The following is a 23,394-nucleotide window of genomic DNA, read 5'->3' on the forward strand; positions in this document are numbered from 1 at the left end:
GCGTCGAGGTGCGCAAGCTGTATTTGCATGACGGCAGCCATGCAGATGGCCAGGACGGGGGAATCGCTCTGATGTCACTCGGAGACGGACGGCGCAAGGAATTTCTGATCCCATGGAAAATATTGACACGTAGAATATGAAAGCGACTATGCCTACGATAGTTGCCGGACACGGACTGGGCGCTGCCAGCTGCGTTTAGATCTTCTTGCTGCTTTTCAGGTGCAGGGGCAGCCACCACCACATGCAAATGATGAGTGACCCCATCAGGACGCCGGCGATGATGCCGGCGATGTGGCCGAACACTTCCGACATCACCAGGTTCGTGCCCAGAATAAACGCCAGCGCCAGGGAAAAGGCGCCGCACATCATGATGCGGTCGGCCACGCGCTTGAAACGTTCGCGGTCTTGCAGGGGGCGCATCACGCGGTGCTGGATGGCTGGCGCGCTGAGCAGCACCAGGCTCGTCATGGACAGGAAGAACGTCAGCAGGAAGACGACTTTTTCCGCCTGCACGATCTTCGCGAAGCCGCCGTTGAAGGGCAGGATGATGAGGAAGGCCGTCAGCATCTGCGCGCCCGGCAAGAGGATGCGCAATTCGCTGAGCAGGTCGGACAAATCGCCTTCGTCGCCCGGTTGGCCATTTTCATCCTGGTGTTGCGTTTGTGGCATGGTGCCGTCCTCGTGGTGGTGATGGGGCCAGTCTACGCACAAGCGACCAGGCCGACTGTGGGCGGACGCACCTTCAGAACCATTGCGCGTAGCGTTGGCGCAGCCGCCACAGGGGCGTCGAGACGATGGCCGTGGCGCTGTGCGAGGCGTCGTGGCCGCAATGGCCGCAGCTGTGGCGCCGGTGCGGCGCCAGCGCGAAGCTGCCCAGGTCCAGGTGCGGATGGCCGCAGCGGGCGCAGTCGCTGCAGTCCAGCGGCGTGCCTGCCTGCAAGGCGGCGGTGAACGCTTGCGCGGCGGGCGGCGTGATGTTCAGCTGCACGACGTCGGGCGGGAACAGGCCGGGCAGGGCGCGGCAATCGATGGCCAGCGCGGCTAGGTCGCGCGCCAGCAGGGCGCCGCCATCATCGGCCTTGGCGCGCAGTTGCAGCAAGCCATCGGGGCCCGGGCGCAAGGTCGTGGCGTGAAACTGGCTGGGGTCGAACAGCGCCGGATACAGCACGTAGCCCATGGGGCTGGCGTGCTGGCGGCAACGCATCTGCCGCGTTGCCTGCCAGTCGGCCACGTCAGCCTGCGTGCCCCAGTAGCACTGGTGCGTGCGGCACCAGTGGCGCGCCGCGCCATTGCGGAACTTCCCGGCTGCCAACAGATCGCACACGATGATGGCATCTTCGCCTGCGCCGGCGCGAAAGTGGCCCGTGATGTGCTGCGTGGTGACGGCAAGGTGGCCCGTGCTCGCTTGCAGGGGCCAGCAGATGCCGGGCAGGGTCAGCGGCGTAGTCAACGGCGACTCCGCGCGGCTATCGGCTTGCCAGCCGGTAATAGGCCGGAATGAAAAAACCCGCCGACTGGGGCGGGCTGTGCTGACGGGAATGCCTGCGGCATGGCCCGGTTTATTCTTCCGTATCGGCCAGGGTGACGATGGCGCGCGCCCACTTCGAGTATTTCAGGTTCGCCAGATCGCGCACGGTCTTGATATTGAACGCTTGCTTGAGCAGTTCCGCATCCTTTTCGCTCACGCCTTGCAGCGCATCGACGGGCGCATCAGCGATTTCCTTGAAGGTCTTTTTTTCGTAAGCCTTGTCTACCGCTTTATTGATGTTCATGTGTTGATACTCCTCAGTAAATGGAAAATTAATTCTACACGTTTTTGCAAACTGTCAATTTACGCTTGCAAGTTGGGCCGAACTAAATATGATGGAGGTGGATGCCTCGACAGTGAGGCGATCTGTGCGTTCGCCTCAAGATTGTAATTATAGCATTTTTATTATTCATAGTATAATGATTTCCATGGCGCAGAATGGTCTGCGCCATACCGAAGCCGCAGTCACGCGGCACCAATCGATAGCGTTCAGGAGAATACGATGAGTTTGCTAGATCAACTTGCAGGACAGGCGATGAGCGCTTTGGGCAACAAAAGTGCTGACGGGGAAGCCCCATCGGGATTGATGGCCAGTGTGATGGACCTGGTCAACCAGCATGGCGGCTTGCCCGGCCTGCTGCAGAAATTCCAGGAAAGCGGCCTGGGTGACCAGGTGGCCAGCTGGATCGGCACGGGTGCCAATGCGCCTGTCTCCGGCGAACAAATTAAGGATGCGCTCGGTAGCGACACGATCACCCAGATCGCGGAAAAAGCGGGCGTCGCACCGGACGCGGCTTCGGGCGGCCTGGCAGCCTTGCTGCCCCAGCTGATCGACAAACTGACCCCTGATGGTCAGGTACCGGAAGGCAATGACCTCGTCAGCCAGGGTTTGAATATGCTCAAGGGCAAGATCTTCGGTTGATTCCCTGGCCTTGAAATGAAAAACCTCGCAGCAATGCGAGGTTTTTTTATGTGTAAGGTTTTTGGCAGAGAAGTGCGAGCGTCTGAAAAACGCCTGTGGCTAGGCGCGGCCCCGAAGACAGTACGAATAGTACGGCGAGGGGCAGGCAACAACGCCACGGGCGTTTTTCAGGCGGCGGCCATCATGCCGAAATATGGCTGTGCTCCAGTCAGCCTCGCCGTACTTCCCTCGACCAGATACGAGCAATAGCGGCGGCGCTCGGCGATGCCGCCGCGCCGCTCCATCAGTTCGCCCAGCATGGCGACGGCGTCGGTGGCCATCTTTTGCACGGGCTGGCGCAGGGTGGTGATGTCGTAGCTGAGCCAGCCTGATGCTTCCAGCGCATCGAAACCGGCCACCGACATTTGCAGCGGCACCTCGATGCCCATCTGGTGGCGCGCCGTGTCCAGGCAGCCGATGGCCATGATGTCGTTGCCGCAGATGACGGCGTCCGGCACGCGACCCAGGCGATCGATGACTTTGCGCAAGCCGCGTCCGCCGCTGGCGTAATCGTAGTTGCCGCTGACGACGATGGGCGCGGGCAGGCCCAGGGTCAGCAAACGGTCCAGCATGCCAGCCTTGCGTTCCTGCGCGACGGCCGAGTCGCCGGGGCCGTCAATGATGGCGAACTGGCGGTGGCCCGCTTCGGCCAGGCGCGAGACGAGCAGGCGCGCCGCTTCGGCCTGGTCGCACAGCACGGCATGCACGGCGTGCTCGCGCGGGCTGCGGTTGAACAGCACCAGCGGCACGTCGCGCCGGCCGAATTCGGCCATCTGTTCGTCCGACAGGCAGGCGGCCACGATGGCGCCATCGACCTGGTATTGCCACACATCGCACAAGACCTTGCCGATGTCCGCTTCGCGCTCGAGGGTAAACAACAAGAGACGCTTGCCCTGGCGGGCGATTTGCTGGCTCAGGTCGGACAATACTTGCGGATAGTACAGATTGGCCAGGTTGGAAATGATGACGGCCACCAGGTTCGAGCGCCGCGTGATCAGGCTGCGGGCGGCCGCATTGGGAATGTAGTCGAGGCTGATGGCCGCCTGCATGACCTTGGCGTGGGTGGCTGGCGAAACGCTGGCGCCCGGCTTGAAGCAGCGCGACACGGCCGATTGCGACACGCCGGCCAGCAGGGCCACGTCATATGAAGTCACGCGCCGTCCGGCGCTGGATACGGGGCGGGCGGTGGTGCTGGGTGTCCGGGCTACAGTATTCTTTTTTCGCATATTGGTCTGGCAAGCAACCTGTCTCAAAGTATTCCTGCAGGCCCGGCCGCTGGTGGCGGCCTGGGCGGGAAAATGAGCATAGCGAAAATATTTCCATGTGGCAAGACTGTTTTCTTATCCATGTTGCAAATAATTTGATTTAATGGCAAGTGGTATGCTTGCTTCTCAATCTGGACTGTCGCAGGGGCCGCTGCCATAGGGGCTGAGGCGTCCCGGCGGGTCCACGCGGCGGACGCTGAAATCGCTGGCCAGGGTCGGTAAGGGCAAATCCGCCGTGGCGCTCGCTTCCGTGCCGCTGACCGTGCCCCGCACAGTCAATGCGATGCGCACCCAGGAAGCGAAGTTGCGCGGATAACTGACGGTGACGGTGGCCATGCCCAGCGCGTCGCTCAGGCCGCTTGCGCTGACGGTCAGGGGAATGCCCGGGTCAAGCACGCCATTGCCGTTGCCATCGTAGGCGGCGTCAAAAATACCATTGCGCAAGACGTCCTCGTTGGCACAGCTGTAATGGGGCAGGGCCAGGCGCCAGACGCCCGTGTCGGGGAACTCGGGCTTGTCCGCTTGCCACACATAGTATCCCTTGGCATAGCGGCTGGGCCAGGCGGCGGCCGTGATGGCGACGCCGGGCACGGCGTTGCCGGCGCTGTCGGACACGAACACGGCAAAGTCCTTTTGCAGCACGCTGGCCGAATACTCGCGCAGCAGGCTGCCCGTACCCAGCTTGACCGACAGCGCTTGCCGCGCCACCGTCAAGCGCACGAGGGCCGTGGCCGCCGCTTGCGCAGCGCCCTCGATGCGGGCCTGGATCAGCACACCGTCGCGGCCGCTGTCGGCCGGTCCCGCCACGTACACGGCGCGCGCCAGGCCGTCGCTGCCCGTCAGCACCCGGCCCGCTTGCCGCAGGTAGCCGCCGCTGGGGTCGCTCAAGATGGTAAACAGCACGGGCGCGTTCTTGACGAGGTTGTTGGCCGCGCCATCGCGTACCACGGCGCTGATGGTGCTCATACTGGTGCTGATGCTGGCATTGTCGGCCGATGCCGTCGTATTCGCGCGCAGCACGGCCGGATCCGCTTGCACGGCCAGCTTGCTGGCAGGGCTCAATGGCGCGACGAATTCCAGCCGCGTCTGCGCCGAGGGACCGCCGGCCACGGCCGCCGTGATGGTGGCCACGCCCGTGTTGGCCGACTGCACATAGCTGCGCGGCAAGTTGCCATTGCTGAACATCAAGCTGGTGGGCAAGGCCTGGCTGCAGGCGCTGTCCGCAAACAGGCTGCCGCGCGAGGTCGACAAGCTGGCGCTGCCGGACTGCGCCACGCCCGCCTTGTCGTAGCGCGCGTCGATGGGTTGGCACGCCAGGGTGGCCACTTCCGCCAGCACGTCCGCGCCGCTGGCATCCTGGCCCACGGCCGGGCTCAGGCGCAGGTCGCTGCCCGCCACGGCATACGCTTGCGTGGCGGCGGCGCCCAGCGCATTGACGGACACGGCGTCCTTGCCCAGGCTGCTTGCCGTCAGGCGCAGCACCAGCTGGCCTTGCGCATTGCTGAGCGCCGCGCCGCCATCCTTGACACGCACGCTGTTGCCGGCGCCCGTGCTGTAGGCGATGGCGGCGCCGGCCACGGGTTTGCGCGCCGAGTCGCGCACGGTGACGGTGAGGTCGGCGCCCTGGCCCAGCATCAAGGCGGCGGGCCCCAGCACTTCCACGGTGCTGCCCGTGACGGCCACCGTACCCTTGCCGCTGCGCATGCCCACATTGGCCGTTACGGTGATGCTGCGGTTGCTGTTGGCGCCTCCCGTGCCCAGCAGGGCGCGCGCCTGGCCATTCTTGTCCGTCACGGCGTCGACGCTGCCGAGGATGCCGGAATCGGTAGCAAAGGAAATCTTCGCGTTGGGCAAGGCGAGGTTGGCGCCATCCTTGACGAGGGCCGTGACGGCCACCTCGCCGCCGGCCATGCCCGCCGAGGCCAGTTCCGTACTGGAAAACACGAGGTTGACGGCGCTGGCCAGGCTGGCCGGTTCGGGCGGCGTGACGGGCGGAATCACGGGCGGCGTCACGGGTGGGGTGACCGGCGGGGTGACGGGCGGATTGACCACCGGCGGCGGACTGCCGCCGCAGCCTGCCATGCTGTGCAGCCCGCAACCGGCGCCGGCCTGGGTGTCGGCCGAACCGCCGCCGCAGCCGGCCAGGGAAACGAGAAAGGCGGCCAGCACAGCTGCTGGCAGGTGGCGCAGGGGAGCATGGGGCACGATGGGTCTCCGGGGGTTGGCCGAGTTGCTCGGCGTTAATTTCCCAAGAGTATCTTTTGTGTGCAGCTGGTACTTGATGCAAAGCAAGCTTATGCTGTTGACCGGGCTGAACGGGTTTTGCTGGTGCAAAGCCCTGCCTTCTGATAACATAACGCCCCTTTATTCAGGGAAGGGTCGACATGGCCAATGCTTGCGGCGTCGATTTCGGCACGTCAAATTCCACGGTAGGCTGGGCACGTCCAGGGCAGAGCACCATGCTCGGCCTGGAAGATGGCAAGACGACCTTACCGTCCGTCGTCTTCTTCAATGCGGAAGACGAGGAAGTCAGTTTTGGCCGCGCGGCGCTGGCCGGCTATCTGGCTGGTTACGAAGGACGCTTGATGCGCTCGCTGAAAAGCCTGCTGGGTACCAGTCTCATCGATGGCCAGACGGAAGTCGGCGGCCGCGCCTTGCCATTTCGCATGTTGCTCGCGCAATTCATTGGCGAAGTGAAACGCCGCGCCGAGCAGTCCGCCGGCCGCGAATTCTCGTCCGCCGTGTTCGGCCGTCCCGTCTTCTTTATCGACGACAACGCGCAAGCGGACCAGCTGGCGCAGGACACCCTGGCCGAAGTGGCGCGCTCCGTCGGCTTCAAGGATGTCGCCTTCCAGTTCGAGCCGATTGCCGCAGCGTTCGACTACGAGTCGCAGATAGCCAAGGAAGAGCTAGTGCTGATCGCCGACATCGGCGGTGGTACGTCCGACTTTTCGCTGGTGCGTTTGTCGCCGGACCGGGCGAAAAAGGCCGAGCGCCGTAACGACATCCTCGCCACGGGCGGCGTGCACATCGGTGGCACGGATTTCGATAAATACCTGAGCCTGTCGTCCGTCATGCCCTTGCTCGGCTATGGCAGCCGTCTGAACAATAATAGCGAAGTGCCGTCCAGCTATTATTTCAACCTGGCGACGTGGCACACGATCAATCTGGCGTACACGAAGAAGATCTGGGTGCAACTGGCCGACGTGTGCCGCGATGCGCGCGAGCAAGACAAGATGGGGCGCCTGCAAAAACTGATCGACGAGCGCGCCGGCCACTGGCTGGCCATGAAAGTGGAAGAGGGCAAGATTGCCCTGTCCGACGCGGCCGAAGTGCAGCTGGAGCTGGACCGCTTGTCGCCCGCGCAAAGCCTGTTGCTCAAACGTACGCAATTCGACGAAGCCATCGGCCACCTGTGCGGTTCCGTGGAAGACACCGTGCTGCGTCTGCTGCGCGACGCGGGTGTGGCGCCGGAAGCCGTCGACACCGTGTTCTTCACGGGCGGCTCGAGCGGCGTGCGCCTGCTGCGCGAAAAGATCGCGGCACTGGTGCCGGCCGCGCGCAAGGTCGAAGGCGATTTGTTCGGCAGTATCGGCGCAGGTCTTGCGCTGGACGCCGTACGCAAGTTCGGCTAAGCTGGTCCACCGCAGCATCGCAGAAAGAGCCTGACTTCATGAATGTGTTTGACAAACCGATCGTCATGATCGACTTCGAGACGACCGGACTGTCGCCCGACATGGGCGACCGCATCACGGAAGTGGCGGCGCTGCGCATCGAGGGCGGGCGGATCACGGACCGTTACGTGACCCTGATCAACTGCAATGCGCGCATTCCCTCGTTCATCACGGGCTTGACGGGTATCACGCAGGCGATGGTGGACAAAGCACCGCCCGTGGCCGAAGTGGTGCCGCAATTGCTGGATTTTATCGGCAGCGATGCCTTGTCAGCGCACAATGCCAGCTTCGATGAAAAATTCCTGCGCGCGGAAAGCGCCAGGCTGAACCTGACACCGGCGCACCAGTCGCTCGTGTGTTCCTTGAAACTGTCGCGCCGCGTGTTTCCCGGCATGGCCAGCTACAAGCTGGGCTTGCTGTCGAGCCAGCTGGGCATCGCCTTCAAGAGCGCCGCCCACAGGGCCGAGTCCGATGCGGAAGTGGCGGCGCAAGTGCTGATCCATATCGGCCGCCATTTGCGCAGCAGCTATGGCATCGCCGATGTCGACGCCGACTTGCTCGTGTCGCTGAACAAGCTGGCCGCCGCCAAGGTGCCGCAATTCCTGCAAAAGCATCCATCGCGCCGCTGAGCGCCGTTTCCCCTCTAAGCGGGCTCATCAAAACGATATAATTTTATTATTTCTATTGAGCCTGCTCAAGTCCTTCCCCCGCAGCGAATTTAAAATTTAAGCAACACACGATTTCGCCGCCCTGGGCCGCCGTTTTGCGCGTGCTGCCGGCAAGCGCGATGTGGATGGGGGCGCACATGGACAAGGACCATACTGCCAGAGATAGCCACCAGGCGTATATCTGGTTCCGCACGGCTGCCGAGCAGGGCAATGCCTACGCCCAGTTCAACCTGGGATTGATGTACAAGAAGGGCGAAGGCGTGGCGCAGGACGACGCGCGTGCCTTTGTCTGGCTACGCCTGGCAGCGCTGCAAGGGCTGGCGTTCGCGCAGAACCACCTGGGCGCCATGTATTACCACGGCCGCGGCGTGGCGCAGAGCGATGCCGACGCCGTGCTGTGGTTTCGCCGCGCCGCCGCCCAGGGCGATGCCTCGGCCCAGCAAAACCTGGGGCAGATGTACCGCAAGGGACGCGGTGTGCTGCAGAGCGACGAGCTGGCCCTGGCGTGGTTTTACCGCGCTTCCGAGCAGGGCGTGGCCAGCGCACAATCTCTGCTGGGCGAAGCCTATGCCCAGGGTCTGGGCGCGAAAAAGAACGATGCGCTGGCCCTGGCGTGGTTCCGCAAGGCGGCCTTGCAAGGCGATGCGCAGGCACAGCTGAATCTGGGGCTCGTCTACAAACGGGGGCAGGGCGTGGTGCAGAGCGATGCGCAGGCGCTGGCCTGGTTCCGCCAGGCCGCGGCACAGGGGCTGGCCGTGGCGCAGCGGCAACTTGGCGTGGCGTATGCGGAAGGCCTGGGCGTGGCGCCCGACCAGCTGCGCGCCTACGCCTGGCTGCAGCGGGCGGCCGAGCAGGACGACGCCGACGCCCAGTTCAACCTGGGCCTGATGTTGGCGCGCGGCCAGGGCGTGGACAAGGACGAGGCGCGCGCCGTCGCGTGGTACCGGCGCGCTGCCCTGCAAGGCCATTGCATGGCGCAATACAATCTGGGCGGCATGTTTGCGGGCGGGCGCGGCGTCATCCGCGATTTGCGCCTGGCGCTCGACTGGTATGCCCGGGCGGCGGCCCAGGGCGCGTCGAATGCGCAGTTCAACCTGGGCGTGATGTATGCGAATGGCCAGGGCGTGGAGCGCGACGAGGTGTGCGCCGTGCGCTGGTACCGCACGGCGGCCGATCAAGGCGATGCCAGCGCGCAAAACAACCTGGGTGTCATGTATGCGAACGGCCATGGCGTGCCGCAAGACGATGGCCAGGCCGTGCTATGGTATGCGCGCGCAGCTGGCCAGGGCCATGCGCTGGCGCAGTACAACCTGGGCGGCATGTACAACAGCGGACGCGGCGTGGAAAAGGATCCCGTCTGCGGCTACATGTGGCTGGCGCTGGCGGCCGAGGGCGGTGATAGCGGGGAGGCCAGGGCCAGGGAAGCGGCTGCCACCAGGCTGGAACCGGCACAGCTGCAAGAGGCGCAGCAGCGCATGCGGCAATGGCACCAGGTGCGCTTTCCGCCGCTGCAGCCGCCTGACTGAAGCGCCGCCGCCGTGCGCGCATGGACGCGCTCCGCATGCGATAATTGCCGGCAGGCATGTCGCTCAGGCGGCACGGTTTTTTGGCACGGTGAAAGGTGGAGCATGGTAAGGCAGGCAGGCGAGGATGCATCCGAGCAAAAAGTCATCGACGACATCGCCACGCACGGCTGGCATGGCGTGCATATCGGTGCCGATGAAGAAGGTCCCGGCTATGCCTTCACCATAGGCGCTTGCCACAGCTTCGGCCAGCCTGAATTCCTGATCATGGGCTTGCCCCATTCCATGGCCCACCGGATACTCGACCTGGCGCTGGACGCCGCGCGCAGCGGCGCCATCACGGATTTCACGACTACCACGGACGTCTTGCTGGAAGGCCATCAGTGCGCCTTCGTGCGCGTGCCCGTCGAGCAATACCGCGACTATGTCGGCTATGCGCGCTGGTATTACCAGGGCGATGATTTCACCTTGTACCAGATCGTCTGGCCGTCGCGCGATGGCCACTTCCCGTGGCAGGTGCAAGCGAGCGCGCAGTATGTGGAGAGCCAGCCCCTGCTGGGACCGGCGCCGCTGGCCACATGACGCCAAGCACGTGCGTCAAAATTGTGACCGGGACGGCTACCCTGTGCGTGTTCGACCCTGCGCTCTTGCGCCACAAGCTGGAAGATGACTGCGACTGGTGGAGCATCCCCAGCGCCGAACTGGCGGCCGTGAATGCGGGGCAAGTCGCGTTTTTCAACGTGGGCGGCGATGGCGCGTATGAAGTCACCTTGCACGAGGAACTTGCCGAACCGCAGGTGATCGTGCATCTTGCCATCGTTTCGGGCCGCGTCTTCATCGGCGCGGGGGAAGACGTCACGGGCGGCGGCCTGGAACCGGACACGGCGTATGGAGGACTGTTCGTGGATCTGCCCGCAGGCAGCTACCGCGTGCAGGCGCGCCGCGATGGCGCGCACATCAGCCTGGCATTCGTGTCCGATACGCGCAGCGGCAATGCGTTTGTCGATCTCGTGCGTATTTGATCTTGCGTATTATTGCTCCAGGCTAGGCATCCATGCGCGCCACAGCCGCGCCTTGCCGCCGGTCTAGGAACAGGCTGTTGCCGTGGATTTTCTTTGCCTGCTTCTTCGCTTCGGCCGCCTGCGTGGCGATCTGATGGTGTGTGTAGTACTGGTGCGCCTCGACCTTGATGACGCCCAGCGACAGGCTGATCAACGAATAAAACACTTTCTTGCCTTGCCGGTCTTCGCTGATGTAGCCACCCCGTTCGCAATCGCCTGTGCTGTAGTAGGCGAGGATGGCGGCCGCGAAGTCGTCGAGCATGGCTTGGCAGCGCGTTTCCCAGTCTTCGCTCTGGAACAGAATCATGAAATCGTCACCGCCGATGTGGCCGATGAAGTCGCGGTTCGGGTCGCAATGGCTGCTGAGGATTTCTCCCGTCAGCTGGATCACGTCGTCGCCCTTGCGGTAGCCGTACACATCGTTGAAGGGCTTGAAGTGGTCGAGGTCGCAATAGCAGACCCAGAAGCGGCTGCCGCTGTGCAATAAACGGTCGATATGCTCGTTGATGGGCACGTTGCCGGGCAGTTGCGTCAGCGGGTTGGCGTAACGGGCCGCGTTGATCTGCATCTGCGTGATTTCGCGCATCAGGTCGTGGCCCGTGCCCATGCCCAGGTAACGGCCGTGCTCGGTGATGATGAAACCGTTGAACAGGTGGTGGGCATCGGACTGCACCATCGTGTAGCTGAGTTCCTGCAAGCTCGTCTCGTGGTCGGCAATCAGGGGCGTGGCATCCATGAACAGGCTGCATGATTTCTTGCCATAGAGTTCGCGCTGGTAGGGGCGGGCGAAGTGGTCGATCATTTCGAAGCGGCTGATCAGGCCCAGCGGCACGCCGTCGTCGACGACGGGAATGATCATCAGCTTCGGTTCCTTCAGGAAGATATCGTACACCTCGTTATTGTTGAGCTGTGGCGACACGGCCGCCACCTTGTGCAGCAGCTTGCGGATGCTGGCGCCATTCTTTTCCAGGCTGCTGCGCTGCGGATACACGGCCACGCCATTGCGTCCCAGCGCCTGCACCACTTCGGCCGGCAGGGCGCGCGCCGGCACCGCGTTGGGCCGCCCCAGGTGATAGCCTTGTCCAAACGCCACGCCGAGGTCGCGCAAGACCAGCAATTCCGTCTGCGCCTCGATGCCTTCGGCGATCACCAGGGTGCCCGATTTCTCCGCGATTTCCTGGATCGAGCGCACGAACTGCAGTTTCACGGGGTCATTATTGATGCCCTGGATGAAATGCATGTCGATCTTCACATATTCCGGGCGCAGTTCCGACCACAGGCGCAGGCTGGAAAAGCCTTCGCCCAGGTCGTCGATGGCGATCTGGAAACCCATGTTACGGTAATGCAGCACGGCTTCGCGCATCAGCTCGTAATCGTAGGTGGGCTGGTTTTCCGTCAGCTCGATGATGACACGGTCCGGGTTGATGCCGATGTGCTCGATGTATTCGAGGGTTTCGCCATGGCGGGCATTGCGCAGCAGCAGGCATTCCGGGCTGACGTTGAGGAACAGCTTGCCCGGCAGTTGCAGTTCTGCGAAGCGCTCGAGCACCACTTGGCGGCACAGGTGTTCCACATCCAGGGTCAGGTCATGCGCGCGCGCCACCTTGAACAGATTCATCGGCGCGTGCAGGGGGCTGTCGGACGGCCCCCGTATCAAGCCTTCGTAGCCGATGATGTCGCCGCTGTGCATGTGGATGATGGGCTGGAACAGCGCGCTGAGCTTGCGGCCCGCCAGGATCTCGTGCAAGGCGTCCGTCCCTTCGATGGTCATGCTTGCCGGTGGCGGCTTCAGGTAAGCCACATTCGATGGCGTCGCGGGGGCCGGCGCGGCAGTGGCGGAAGGGAGGGCGAGAGTATGCATAGGAGGCTGTGGCGGCACGGCCTCTGGACGGGCCATGAACATGTTGCCGATAGTAAAGAAGATTTATGACAACTTGATGAAATGACTTTGCTTTTGATAACGTTTCTTGCATGAACGTCAGTTTGTCGATTCCGCCGAAAGCGAGATTTATCATGGCGATTCCTGTAAATTGTCCAAACAAAAGACGGCAAATCCATCAGATAACTGTGCTTTAAAAGTGGCAATCCGCGCTATGATTTCTCTTGGCGAAAGTCAACATGGGCAGCCGCGGCGTGTGTGTGTGCGGCCTGCTTTCCTCGACATCCAACAATGAGACAACAACCCATGCAATTACGTAGTGCAACCCTCATATTCAGCTTGATGGCCGCTTTCGGTGGCAATGCCCTGGCGCAAAGCGCCGCGACGCCATCGTGCCCGGCCGGCGACGGCGCTGCCGTGACGTATCCGGTCAGCAAAAAAGTCGACCAGCAAGACAGCTATTTCGGCACCACCATCGCCGACCCGTACCGTTGGCTCGAAGACGCCAACAGCGCGGAAACGGGCGAGTGGGTCACGGCGCAAAACAAGCTGACGCAGTCGTACCTGGGCACCATCCCCGAGCGCGCCGCGATCAAGCAGCGGCTGACCAAGCTGTGGAACTATGAGCGTTTCTCTACGCCAACGAAGCAGGGCGGCCGCTATTTCTACAGCCGCAACGACGGCTTGCAGAACCAGGCCGTGCTGTACACGGTGAAAAAACTGACGGACGAACCGCGCCTGCTGCTGGACCCGAACACCCTGTCCACGGATGGCACGGTGGCGCTGGCAGGCACTTCGATCAGCCCGAACGGCAAGTACCTGGCCTATGCCACGTCCGCTTCCGGTTCCGACTGGAACGAGTGGAAAGTGCGCGACATCGAATCGGGCAAGGATTTGACAGACCACATCAAGTGGGCAAAGTTCTCGGGCGCCTCGTGGACCAAGGACAACACAGGTTTCTTCTACAGCCGTTATGACGCGCCGAACGAAGCCACCAAGCTGGCCGATATCAATTACTTCCAGAAATTGTATTTCCACAAGATCGGCACGCCGCAAAGCGACGACGTGCTCGTTTTCGACCGTCCCGACCAGAAGGAATGGGCGTTCGGCGGCAGCACCGTCAGCGACGACGGCAATTATTTGATCATCACGGCCACGCAAGGCACGGAACGCAAGAACCGCGTTTTCTACAAGGACTTGCGCCAGAAAAACGCCAAGGTCGTGGGCTTGCTGGAAGAGTTTGACGCTTCATACTCGTTCATCGACAATGACGGCCCCGTGTTCTTCTTCAAGACGGACAACAAGGCGCCAAAATCGCGCGTGATCGCCATCGATACGCGCAAACCTGCCCCTGCCGACTGGAAGGAAATCGTGCCGCAAAGCGCGGAAACCCTCGTCGCCGTCAACCTCATCAACAACCAGCTGGTGCTCGACTACTTGAAAGATGCGCAAACGCAAATCAAGATCGTCGACCTGAACGGCAAGCTGGTGCGCGAAGTGGCCTTGCCGGGCATCGGTTCGGCCGGCGGCTTTGCGGGCAAGCGTGGCGACACGGAAACGTTCTACTCGTTTACCAGCTTCACGACGCCAGCGACTATCTACCGCTACGAGATGAAGTCGGGCAAGAGCACGGTGTACCGCCAGCCGAAGGTCGATTTCGACCCGAACGCCTTTGAAACACGCCAGCAATTCTTTACCAGCCGCGACGGTACCAAGGTGCCGATGTTCATCGTCTCGAAAAAAGGCATGAAGCTCGACGGTTCCAACCCGACTTATCTGTACGGCTATGGCGGCTTCAACATTTCGCTCACGCCAAGCTTCTCCGTGGCGAATCTTGCCTGGGTGGAAATGGGCGGCGTCTACGTGATGGCCAACCTGCGCGGCGGCGGCGAGTACGGCGAAGCCTGGCACCAGGCTGGTACCAAGCTGAACAAGCAAAACGTGTTCGACGACTTTATCGGCGCGGCGCAGTGGCTGGTGGACAACAAGGTCACCTCGCCATCGAAGCTGGCGATCGGCGGCGGCAGCAATGGCGGCCTGCTGGTCGGCGCGGCCATGACGCAGCGTCCCGACCTGTTCGCCGCGGCGATCCCGCAAGTGGGCGTGCTCGACATGTTGCGCTTCCACAAGTTCACCGTGGGCTGGGGCTGGGTGCCTGACTACGGTTCGTCGGACGACGCCGAACAGTTCAAGGCGCTGGTGAAATACTCGCCGCTGCATAACCTGAAGGCGGGCGGCTGCTATCCAGCCACCATGATCACGACGGCCGACCACGACGACCGCGTCGTGCCTGCCCACAGCTTCAAGTTCGCCGCCGCCGCCCAGGCAGCGCAAGGCGGCGCGGCGCCCGTACTGATCCGCATCGACAGCAAGGCGGGCCATGGCGCCGGCAAGCCGACGACCAAGCAGATCGAAGAAGTGGCGGATCGTTGGGGCTTCCTCAGCCGTTCGTTGAAGATGACGCCGGTAATGGCGGAGCCGGCCAAGGTGGCTGCGCAGTAAAATACGGTAGGTCGGATTAGCGCGGCATCGCCGCGCGTAATCCGACAACACCCGTCATGCCAACAATGTGTCGGATTACGCGGCGTGCCGCCGCTAATCCGACCTACGCTGGCTAATCCGACCTACAGTCACGATCCTTGCCAGTACCCCCTCCCCAAACACCGCCTGAAACGGCAAATCCTTGCGCTGCGCATAGCCGATATAGCAATCGCACTTGAAGCGCGGGCAGCGGCGTTCCTGTAGCATGTCTGCCAAGTCATCCACGTACAGATTCCCCAAGCGCTCCGGCACGAAATGGCAGCGCGTCAGTTCGCCATCGCCATCGACGGACAGCGACGCTTCGCCCGCCAGGCACGGTTTGCCGCGCGAGGGTGACGGACGGCGGCTTTGCGCGAACCACGGGTCGGCGGCGTCGAGCCAGGCCAGGTTCTGTTCGCTGTAGTAGCCGGGGCCGCGACGGTCGTAGGCGTTCAGCCACAAATAGACGTGCGCGGGCAGGGCCGCGCGCAGGGTGCGGATGGCGTCCAGGTGTTCGTTCATGGCGACGACGCCGACGGAATAGCGCACGCCCATCTTGTCCAGGCGCGCGCAGCGTTCAAGAAAACGGGCCAGCGTTGTCTGATCCGGGTGGTAGGTGCACCACAGGCCGATCTTTTCCACCCCGTCCATCGCTTGCAGCCAGTTCAGGGGGCCGGACAGATTCGTCTGCAGCGCTACTTGCCGCACATGGGGCAAAGCTGCCAGGATTTGCATGGCCGTGCGGTAGTGGCGCCGCACCAGTGCTTCGCCCCAGGGCGTGAACAGGACGCTGATGTCCCGTTTTTGCGCCGCCACCCAACTGGTAAAACGCGCCACTTCACGCGCGTCGCGGGCCAGGGTGGCGCGGCTGTCGCGCTTCTTGGCGAACGGGCAGTAGCCGCAGGCGTAATTGCAGCTCGAAAGCGTGCCGCGATACAGCAGGGACAGCGTTGGCGCTTGCGCTGTCAGCACGCCTGGCCGCCTTCGGCCATCAGCGCGCGCACCGTCTCGGACGCCAGCCATGGGCCGATGGTGTCGGCGTAGCTGTAGCCGCGGTCATTCAGGCGCAGCAGCGCGCCGTTTTCTTCCACCAGTTCCAAGGCGTGCAGCTCGGCCAGCTGCGGCAGATCAAGCTCGCAGCGCGTGCCGAAGCGCGCCGTGTAGGCGTCGCGGTCCAGGCCCGGTTCCGTCAGCAGCGACTGGATCACGTAGCGGCGGCGCTGTTCTGCATCATCGAGCACGTAGCCGTGTTCCGCCTGCGCGAAGCGCGTTTCGTCGAGCGCCAGATACTGTTCGATGATGCCGATGGTCTGCGTGCGCGCCACCGCGTACTCGCTCGAATAATGCAGGCGCGAAGTGTAGGAACGGGCGCCCGCGCCCAGGCCCACCATGCCATCGTTCTGGCAGCAGTACGACGGTCCGTTCTGCTCGGGCGCATGCGGTGCGCGGAACATGCGCATCGAGACCTGCTCATAGCCCTGGGCGCGCAAATGGTCGCGCGCGGCCGCGTACAGGGCCAGGCGGCTGTCGCCGTCGCGGGCCAGCATGATGGGGTTGAGCGACGCGGCACCCTGGCGGCGCGCCACTTTGCCAAGACCCGTCTGCTCCCGTACGTACAGCGGATACAGATAGATTTCCTCGGGCCGGAAGGCCAATGCGCTGTCGATGGACGCGAGCAGGCTGACGACGGTTTGCCCCGCGATGCCGTAGATCAGGTCCAGGTTCAGGGTGGGAAAGCCGGCCGCGCGTATCAGGCCGATGGCGTGATGGACGGTGGCGTTTTGCTGGGGACGGGCCAGCGCGCGCATCTCGCCGGCGGCAAAGCTCTGGATGCCCAGGCTGACCCGGTCGATGCCATGCGCGCGGCAGACGGCAAGCCGCTCGGCCGTGATGGTTTCGGGCGACGCTTCGATGCCGGCCGGCGTGGCTTGCAGGTCGATGCCAAGGATGTCGCGCGCGCCGCACAGCAAGGTGTCGAGCTGCGCGGGCGACAGGTAAGTGGGCGTGCCGCCACCGAGCGCGAAGCGGGCAAAGCGGCGTTCACCGAGGGCGCCGTCCATCGCGCGCATCTGCACCAGCACCTGCTGCACATAGCGCTCGACCATGTCGGCGCTGGGGCGGGCCATGGCGAACAGGTTGCAAAAGCCGCAGCGCATCTCGCAAAACGGGATGTGGATGTAGGCGAAGAGGGCGGAACGGTCCTGCTGCGCCCACAGGGGCGCCAGCGGCGCGGCCTGCGGCAAGGCGCGGTAGGCCGCCTTGTGCGGATACGAATATGAATACGCCTGGTAGGGCGTGTGGCGCATGCGCTGCGCCAGGGTGCCCGGCGGTTCGGATGGGTTCACGGTGGGGACTCCTGGGAAATGGTATCTGGCGTGAGGAAGAAGTGCGCGTACGGCACCTGCCACACGCTGTCATGGGCGACCCTGTGGCCACGGTAGCCGTCTTCGCCATACGCGCTGCCGTGGTCCGAGCAGACGATGGCGAACGTGGGCGCGCGCGCGGCGCAGGCGGCAAACAGGGGCGCCAGTGCGCTGTCGACATAGCGCAGGGCCGCCGCATGGCTGTCCAGGTTATCGCAGTGGCAGCCGGGCAGGTAGGCGCGGTTCGGCGTGTGCAGGGCGGCCACGTTGATGAACAAGAAGGTGCGCTGGTCGTTTTGCGCCAGCAGCCGGGTCGCCAGCGCCACCTGCTTTTGCGTCGAATGGCGGCTGGCCACGCCCATGCCGGCGCTCCAGTGGCTTTCCTGGAACAGCGACGGCAGCACCGTGCCCAGCGCCGTCTGTTTATTGAAGAAGCCTACGCCGCCGATGCAGATGGTGCGGTAGCCGCGCGCGGCCAGTGCGGCGGGCAGGTCCGCTTCCTCGAACGCAAACGTGTGCGGCGAGGTGGTTTCACTGCCAGCAAAGGCGCTGGCGAACAGGCGCGGATGGCGGCCGGGCGCGGCCGGCGTGGGCAAGAAACCCGCAAAGAAGGCCTGGTGCGCCGCGTAGGTAAACGTGGCGGGCGAGTGGCGCTTGTCCCAGCCGCCCGGCGGCAGAAAACGTCCCAGCACGGGCAGTTCGCCCGCCTCATACAGGGCTTGCGCCACGTCATAGCGCAGGGTGTCGAGCGTGATGAAGACGATGTCGTGGCTGCCGACGATGCGGTGCATGTCGGGGATCGGTGCTGTGTCTTTAAACATGGGCCAGTTGTGCTGCGTAAGTGTCCGCGCCTTGCCACAGCAGGCCTGGCAGCAGGTCGCCGAAGGCATTCGCTTCGAGCACATGGGCCTGGCCGTGGCGTACGACGAGGTCGTAGCCCGTCACGTGGCTGTGGGGGAAGGCGCGCGCGGCCTGGGCGCTGGCAACTTCCAGCGCCGCCATGTCGGCCGCGTTCAAGAGGCCAGCCGCGTCGCCGCGCCGGTTGTCGAGGTGCAGATTCGTCATCATCTGGTCGCCGATGCGCGCCACCCGGTGCGCGGGCTGGCCGGCCACGGTCACGACCCGCAAGTCGTAATGGCTGTCGCCGCAGCGCGGCTTGTTCAGCCATGCTTCCGCATACAGTTCCTGGGCTGCCAGCGCGTCGACGAGGGCGGCGATGTCGTGTTCGGACTCGTAGCGCGCCATGCGTTTGCTGTTCATCAGGCGCGTTGCGCCCTCGGTGCGGTGCAGCGTGGCCGAGGTCGTGGCTTGCTGGCGTCCGGCCTTGTTCCTGCGGTAGGCGACGACACCAGATGCGGACGAGCCGTAGCGCGGTTTCAGATAGACGCGGTCAAGCTGGTGTTCGTACAGCAGCGACTGCAGATGCTCGTAGCTCTGCACTGGTCCCAGCAAGGCAGGTATGGGCACGCCATGCGCGGCCAGGTGGCGCTGGCACGCCAGCTTGTCCGTCATGAGACAGATTTCGGCTGGCGCATTGAAGACGCGTATTTGCGGTAGGTCTGCCAGCTGCGCCGCCAGGGACGCCATGGCATTGGAAAAACCGGCAAACCACGCATCCATGGCCAGCAGCTCGCCATGCGCGGGCGCCGAGAGCAGCGGACGGTCAAGCAGCCGGCAGCCCGCCTGCAGCAACAGCAGGTGGGCGGCAGGATCGTCGCCGGGCGGTTCGATCTTGAGCGGGCCGGTCTGGCGCAATGAATCCTCGAGCAAGGCAGGCTGACGTAGCCAGTCGCGCCATTCCAGCACTTGCGCGGGCGGCAGGCGCAGCTGCGCGCGCGCCGCCTGCAGCAGGCGCACGCGCTTGCTGCCCTGTGTTGCCAGCAAAAGCATCAGGTTTTATTCGCCGACGGCGACATAGCGATAGACTTCGTCGTCGTCCTCGTCGTCTTCCTGCGGATCATCGAGCCTGACGGGGAAGGGCAGGGCGTTGAGTTTTTCCTGGTTCGCTTCGGAGATATAGTGATGCGACAGGTCCATGCGCTTCAGATTGCCCAATTGCGTGCCTTGCAGCAGTGCTTCGGCGCCCACGTCGCCCAGGGTGCCCAGCGACAGGTCCAGGGTCTCGACGGTGGCCAGCAGCGGCTCGTTGGCCAGCCAGACGGCCAGCTCGTCGGCGATCTGCGCATCACGCAGGCCCAGGTAGCGCAGGGTTGGCGTGGCCAGTTGTGCCAGCACTTTCTGGTACAGCGCCACGTCGCCGGAAAAACCATAGTCGTCGCTACCGAGCCACAGTTCCAGGTATTCCAGCTTGGGCATGCTCGACTGGGCCAGCGCCTGCGCGATCTTCTGATCGAGGCCACCGGACTCGATGGTGAACTTGCGCAGGTTCTGGTGCGCGAACGGTTCGACGGTCAATTCATTGCCGCCACGGATGCGCAGCTCTTCCAGCTGCGGGAAGGCGTCCAGCAGCGGCTTGTAGCTGCCTTGCACGATCCACGAGATTTCGCATTCCTCGTACGTCATGTCGCCGATAAACAGCGCGCGCAAGTTCGGCAGCTGCGGCGCGTGGCTGATCAGTGCGGCGATCACCTCGTCGGCGCCCGCTTCGTACGGGTCGCCCCACATGCCGATGATCAGCGCCTCAAGCGCATTCTTGTCGGTTTTTTCCAGGAAGCCGGCGATCAGGTCCGGCATCTTGCGCTTGTCGTCATACTCGAGCGAGAGGCGGTAGACGATATCCTGCCCGGATTGCAGCGCAATATCAGGATCGTACTGGACGACCTTTTTTTGGTGGAAGAGGGTGGTGCTTTCGGAAATCGTCATTGCTAAGGCTCCATGAAAGACAGTGAAAAATCTTGTCTAATCCAAAATCTTAGCATGGGCGAAAGAGCCTATTGCACACCGCTGAAATGCAACTATCTATGGATGACCACCAATAAGGCCTTGCCTTCCGTCTTGCCCAGGTTGCGTATCGTATGCGGCTGGTCCGCCGGGTAGCGCGCCGTGCCGCCATTCTTGACCTTTTTCTTCGCCGTCCCCACTTCCAGCTCCAGGTTGCCGTGGATCACCGTCAAATGCTCGGTCGTGCCCGGGTCGTGCGGCTGCGACGCCAGTTCGCCGCCCGGCGCCAGAGTCACTTCATACCATTCATATTTGCCGGCCAGTTCCATCGGTCCCAGGATGCGCAGCACGTAGCCCGCATGGTCGCCGGGCAGGGTGGGGGTTTCGTGGGCGTCCGTGATGCGGATGGTTTCCACGGCTTTTTCCGCGCTGGACAGCAATTCGCCGATCTGTACGCCCAGGGCGTTGGCCAGGCGCCACGTGATGGCGATGGTGGGATTGGCTTTTTCGCGCTCGATTTGCGACAGCATGGACTTCGAAACGCCGGCGATGCGCGACAAATCCTCGAGTGTCAGGCCGCGCGCCAGGCGCAGCCGTTGCAGGGTGGCGCCCACTTCGGGCGGAGAATTGGTCGAAACGCTGGTTTTCATCGGCAGGTGGCTTGCAAAGTTCAAAAGGCTTGGGTAATATCCACTATATTGAATTTCAGTTCGAAATAGTGGATTTTGAAGAAAAATACGGAAACGTGTAGACTTCAAACAGCGCTTCACGGTACAGCATTGTGCGCGCACCGGTCAAGCGGCCGCTTTTCCCTATGGCGGCTGAGGTCACACGGATACCACAAACGCAGGGACACACAAGGATCATCATGAGCGAGCAAGCGAAGAACACCTTTTTCAGCGGTCTGCAACAGAATCTCGATCAACTGCGCCAGCAGGGCTTGTACAAGCCCGAGCGCGTGATCGCCTCGCGCCAGGGCGCCGAAGTGGTGTGCGACGATGGCCGTACCCTGATCAATATGTGTGCGAACAATTACCTGGGCCTGTCCGGCGACCTGCAGACGCAGGAGGCATCGATTGCCGCTACGCAAAAATACGGCTACGGCCTGTCGTCCGTGCGCTTCATCTGCGGCACGCAAACCGTGCATAAAGAACTGGAACAGGCGATCTCCGCTTTTCTGGGTACCGAAGACACGATTCTGTACGCGGCGGCCTTCGATGCCAACGGCGGCGTGTTCGAACCGCTGTTCGATGAAAACGACGCCATCATCTCGGACGCGCTGAACCACGCCTCCATCATCGACGGCATCCGCCTGTGCAAGGCTGGCCGCTACCGCTACGCCCACAACGACATGGCCGACCTGGAAGTGCAGCTGAAAGCGGCCATTGCCGCCGGCAAGCGCCATAAAGTCATCGTCACGGACGGCGTGTTCTCGATGGACGGCACGATTGCACAACTCGACAAGATCTGCGACCTGGCCGATCAGTACGGCGCGCTGGTGATGATCGACGAATGCCACGCTTCCGGCTTCATGGGCGCGACGGGCCGCGGCACGCACGAACACCACAATGTGATGGGCCGCATCGACATCATCACGGGCACCCTGGGCAAGGCCCTGGGCGGCGCCATGGGCGGCTTTACGTCGGCGCGCAAGGAAGTCATCGACACCCTGCGCCAGAAATCGCGTCCCTATTTGTTCTCGAACACGCTGGCGCCATCGATTGCCGGCGCTTCGCTGTCGGTACTGGAACGCCTGGCCAAGTCGACGGAACTGCGCGACCGCCTGCATGACAACACGGCTTTCTTCCGCAGCGAGATCGAGCGCATCGGCTTCACCATCAAGCCGGGCACCCATCCGGTGGTGCCCGTGATGCTGTTCGACGCCCCCGTGGCGCAGAAATTCGCCGCCCGTCTGTATGAACTGGGCGTGCTGGTGACTGGCTTCTTCTACCCGGTCGTGCCGATGGGCCAGGCCCGTGTGCGCGTGCAGCTGTCGGCGGCCCATACGCGCGAACAGCTGGTGCAAGTGCTGGCCGCTTTCGAACAGGCGGGCAAGGAACTCGGTTTGCTGACCACTACCACTACCAATTAACAAGATTTCAGGAAAATAGCATGGAACGCATCTTAGTCATCGGCGCAAACGGCCAAATCGGTAGTGAACTGGTGGGCGCGCTGGCGCAGCAGCACGGCGCGGACAACGTCATCGCCAGCGACATCGGCACGAACAATCTGTATCAGGCCAAGCGCTACGCCCAGCTCAATGTGCTGGACAAGGACGGCCTGGCGGCCATCATCGCCGACGAGAACATCACCCAGGTGTACCAGCTGGCCGCCATGCTGTCGGCCACGGGCGAAGCGGCGCCGTTGAAGGCGTGGAGCCTGAACATGGATGGCTTGCTCAATATTCTGGAACTGGCGCGCGAGCGCGGCGAGGCGGGCAAACCGCTGCGCATCTTCTGGCCGTCGTCGATCGCCGCCTTCGGCCCGAACACGCCGCAAGTGAACACGCCGCAAATGACGGTGATGGACCCGACCTCGATGTACGGCATCAGCAAGCTGGCCGGCGAACGCCTGTGCGAATACTACTTCAACAAGTATGGCGTGGACGTGCGCAGCATCCGCTACCCGGGCATCATCAGCTACAAATCGCCTCCGGGCGGCGGCACCACCGATTACGCCATCGCCATCTTCCACGCGGCCTTGCGCGGCGAGCGCTATGACTGCTTCCTCGATGCGAATACCACCTTGCCGATGATTTACATGCCCGACGCAATCCGCGCCACCATCGAACTGATGGACGCGCCAGCGGCACAGATCAAGATCCGCTCGTCGTACAACGTGGCCGGCGTGTCGTTCAACCCCGAGCAGCTGGCCAAGGCCATCGTGCGCATGGTGCCGGACTTCAAGATCAGCTACAAGCCGGACAGCCGCCAGGCCATCGCCGACAGCTGGCCGCAAAGCCTGGATGACAGCAAGGCCAGCGCCGATTGGGGCTGGAAGGCGCAGATCGGCGTCGAGCAGATGGTCACGGACATGCTGGCCAATGTCGACGTGGGCCAAGCCGCCAAGGCGGCCTGAGTTCAGCCCCGGCATTCATAAAACATACTAAAT

Annotated in this window: 21 protein-coding genes; 9 read left to right on the plus strand and 12 right to left on the minus strand. The window is 63.2% G+C overall.

The genetic code is table 11. The annotated features are described in order from the left end of the window. Window positions 1-195 precede the first annotated feature (195 nt). From AC54AG_RS19920 to AC54AG_RS19930, 3 genes are all read right to left on the minus strand, one after another. Window positions 196-669, minus strand: a complete 474-nt coding sequence (locus AC54AG_RS19920) for a DUF6328 family protein (protein WP_070301903.1) — start codon at window positions 667-669, stop codon at window positions 196-198. A gap of 73 nt (window positions 670-742) precedes the next feature. After that, on the minus strand, window positions 743-1,450 hold the full coding sequence (locus AC54AG_RS19925) for a hypothetical protein (RefSeq protein WP_338678576.1): 708 nt from the start codon (window positions 1,448-1,450) through the stop codon (window positions 743-745). 109 nt (window positions 1,451-1,559) lie between these two features. Beyond that, the gene (locus AC54AG_RS19930) at window positions 1,560-1,772 is read right to left on the minus strand and encodes a hypothetical protein (RefSeq protein ID WP_034751103.1); all 213 of its coding nucleotides are present in this window, start codon (window positions 1,770-1,772) and stop codon (window positions 1,560-1,562) included. A gap of 258 nt (window positions 1,773-2,030) precedes the next feature. Between AC54AG_RS19930 and AC54AG_RS19935 the strand changes: the two genes are divergently transcribed. Then, entirely contained in the window at window positions 2,031-2,450 is a 420-nt protein-coding gene (locus AC54AG_RS19935; protein ID WP_034751100.1) for a YidB family protein, read from the plus strand. Between the two features lie 167 nt (window positions 2,451-2,617). Here AC54AG_RS19935 and AC54AG_RS19940 read toward each other — a convergent pair whose 3' ends face one another. Together AC54AG_RS19940 and AC54AG_RS19945 are read right to left on the minus strand one after the other, a co-directional pair. Beyond that, on the minus strand, window positions 2,618-3,643 hold the full coding sequence (locus AC54AG_RS19940; protein ID WP_072453759.1) for a LacI family DNA-binding transcriptional regulator: 1,026 nt from the start codon (window positions 3,641-3,643) through the stop codon (window positions 2,618-2,620). A 237-nt stretch (window positions 3,644-3,880) separates the two neighbouring features. Next, on the minus strand, window positions 3,881-5,959 hold the full coding sequence (locus AC54AG_RS19945; protein ID WP_496631407.1) for an Ig-like domain-containing protein: 2,079 nt from the start codon (window positions 5,957-5,959) through the stop codon (window positions 3,881-3,883). Window positions 5,960-6,138: 179 nt separating this feature from the next. Here AC54AG_RS19945 and AC54AG_RS19950 point away from each other — a divergent pair, with 179 nt between their 5' ends. From AC54AG_RS19950 to AC54AG_RS19970, 5 genes are all read left to right on the plus strand, one after another. Then, entirely contained in the window at window positions 6,139-7,389 is a 1,251-nt protein-coding gene (locus AC54AG_RS19950; RefSeq protein ID WP_496631408.1) for an Hsp70 family protein, read from the plus strand. Between the two features lie 38 nt (window positions 7,390-7,427). Beyond that, window positions 7,428-8,057, plus strand: a complete 630-nt coding sequence (locus AC54AG_RS19955; RefSeq protein WP_170846245.1) for a 3'-5' exonuclease — start codon at window positions 7,428-7,430, stop codon at window positions 8,055-8,057. 176 nt (window positions 8,058-8,233) lie between these two features. After that, window positions 8,234-9,622 carry a tetratricopeptide repeat protein gene (locus AC54AG_RS19960; RefSeq protein ID WP_496631409.1) on the plus strand — a complete coding sequence of 463 codons (1,389 nt, stop codon included), beginning with the start codon at window positions 8,234-8,236 and terminating at the stop codon, window positions 9,620-9,622. 102 nt (window positions 9,623-9,724) lie between these two features. Beyond that, on the plus strand, window positions 9,725-10,201 hold the full coding sequence (locus AC54AG_RS19965; protein ID WP_319991810.1) for a DUF4262 domain-containing protein: 477 nt from the start codon (window positions 9,725-9,727) through the stop codon (window positions 10,199-10,201). Then, window positions 10,198-10,641, plus strand: a complete 444-nt coding sequence (locus AC54AG_RS19970; RefSeq protein WP_496631410.1) for a DUF6386 family protein — start codon at window positions 10,198-10,200, stop codon at window positions 10,639-10,641. The genes AC54AG_RS19965 and AC54AG_RS19970 overlap by 4 nt, the downstream gene beginning before the upstream one ends. Before the next feature lie 22 nt (window positions 10,642-10,663). On the opposite strand, the gene AC54AG_RS19975 is transcribed toward AC54AG_RS19970, so the two are convergent. Beyond that, on the minus strand, window positions 10,664-12,451 hold the full coding sequence (locus AC54AG_RS19975; protein ID WP_496631436.1) for a GGDEF domain-containing protein: 1,788 nt from the start codon (window positions 12,449-12,451) through the stop codon (window positions 10,664-10,666). 414 nt (window positions 12,452-12,865) lie between these two features. Between AC54AG_RS19975 and AC54AG_RS19980 the strand changes: the two genes are divergently transcribed. Further along, complete coding sequence (locus AC54AG_RS19980; protein ID WP_496631411.1) at window positions 12,866-15,061, plus strand: prolyl oligopeptidase family serine peptidase; 2,196 nt, start codon at window positions 12,866-12,868, stop codon at window positions 15,059-15,061. Window positions 15,062-15,154: 93 nt separating this feature from the next. Here the strand turns inward: AC54AG_RS19980 and AC54AG_RS19985 are convergent, their stop codons facing one another. From AC54AG_RS19985 to AC54AG_RS20010, 6 genes are all read right to left on the minus strand, one after another. Beyond that, entirely contained in the window at window positions 15,155-16,051 is an 897-nt protein-coding gene (locus AC54AG_RS19985) for an STM4011 family radical SAM protein (RefSeq protein ID WP_496631412.1), read from the minus strand. After that, window positions 16,045-17,424: an STM4012 family radical SAM protein gene (locus tag AC54AG_RS19990; RefSeq protein WP_496631413.1), complete on the minus strand. Its 1,380-nt coding sequence runs from the start codon at window positions 17,422-17,424 to the stop codon at window positions 16,045-16,047. The genes AC54AG_RS19985 and AC54AG_RS19990 overlap by 7 nt, the downstream gene beginning before the upstream one ends. Next, window positions 17,421-18,263: an STM4013/SEN3800 family hydrolase gene (locus tag AC54AG_RS19995; protein WP_496631414.1), complete on the minus strand. Its 843-nt coding sequence runs from the start codon at window positions 18,261-18,263 to the stop codon at window positions 17,421-17,423. The genes AC54AG_RS19990 and AC54AG_RS19995 overlap by 4 nt, the downstream gene beginning before the upstream one ends. Beyond that, complete coding sequence (locus AC54AG_RS20000; RefSeq protein ID WP_496631415.1) at window positions 18,256-19,332, minus strand: STM4014 family protein; 1,077 nt, start codon at window positions 19,330-19,332, stop codon at window positions 18,256-18,258. The genes AC54AG_RS19995 and AC54AG_RS20000 overlap by 8 nt, the downstream gene beginning before the upstream one ends. Before the next feature lie 6 nt (window positions 19,333-19,338). After that, on the minus strand, window positions 19,339-20,265 hold the full coding sequence (locus AC54AG_RS20005) for an STM4015 family protein (RefSeq protein ID WP_219329393.1): 927 nt from the start codon (window positions 20,263-20,265) through the stop codon (window positions 19,339-19,341). A 92-nt stretch (window positions 20,266-20,357) separates the two neighbouring features. Next, window positions 20,358-20,933, minus strand: a complete 576-nt coding sequence (locus tag AC54AG_RS20010; protein WP_034751403.1) for a helix-turn-helix domain-containing protein — start codon at window positions 20,931-20,933, stop codon at window positions 20,358-20,360. A gap of 218 nt (window positions 20,934-21,151) precedes the next feature. Here AC54AG_RS20010 and kbl point away from each other — a divergent pair, with 218 nt between their 5' ends. Together kbl and AC54AG_RS20020 are read left to right on the plus strand one after the other, a co-directional pair. Beyond that, window positions 21,152-22,375 (plus strand): glycine C-acetyltransferase, encoded by a 1,224-nt coding sequence (kbl, locus tag AC54AG_RS20015; RefSeq protein WP_046685113.1) that lies wholly within the window; start codon window positions 21,152-21,154, stop codon window positions 22,373-22,375. 20 nt (window positions 22,376-22,395) lie between these two features. Continuing rightward, a complete protein-coding gene (locus AC54AG_RS20020; RefSeq protein WP_496631416.1) occupies window positions 22,396-23,361 on the plus strand; it encodes an NAD-dependent epimerase/dehydratase family protein in 966 nt (321 codons plus the stop codon). The last annotated feature ends 33 nt before the right edge of the window (window positions 23,362-23,394 follow it).

The sequence above is a fragment of the Janthinobacterium sp. BCJ23 genome (assembly GCF_059617945.1).